Annotated in this window: 1 protein-coding gene; it reads right to left on the bottom strand. The window is 67.0% G+C overall.

Features of this window, described 5'->3' with window-relative positions; genetic code table 11:
* The coding region (locus D7X55_RS46100) for a TonB-dependent receptor plug domain-containing protein (protein WP_199747377.1) at positions 1–476 on the bottom strand (476 nt) is incomplete at both ends.

Here is a 476-nt window from a genome sequence, read left to right as displayed (position 1 = left end):
GTACGGGCCGGCGCGGTTGCTCTCGTCCTGCTGGCTGATCTGGCCGGCCACGTGCACGCGGCCGCGGCCGTTGCCGAACTCGACGCCGGTGTCGCCGGACAGCTGGTACTTGTTGCCGTCGCCGGCCGAGTACTGGCCGTAGTCCACTGCCAGGCTGCCGCCACTGCCGCTGCCCTTGAGCACGATGTTGATGACGCCGGCGATGGCATCGGAGCCGTACACCGCCGAGGCACCGTCCTTCAGCACTTCGATGCGTTCCACCGCGCTGATCGGCAGCGCGTTTAGGTCGACGAAGGTGTCCTGCGTGTTGAGCGCGAAGCCGAAGTTGGACACGCGATAGCCGTTGACCAGCACCAGCGTGTTCTTCGGCGACAGGCCGCGCAGGCCGATCGATGCAGAACCGGCGGCGAAGCTGCCGGTGTACTGCTCGTCGAAACTGTTGCCGGCATTGGCCGACAGGTTGCGCAGCACGTCGG

This window comes from Corallococcus sp. AB049A, assembly GCF_003668885.1.
In the GTDB taxonomy this organism is placed as follows: Bacteria; Myxococcota; Myxococcia; order Myxococcales; family Myxococcaceae; genus Corallococcus; species Corallococcus interemptor.
This window is presented reverse-complemented; position numbering and strand designations above follow the sequence as displayed.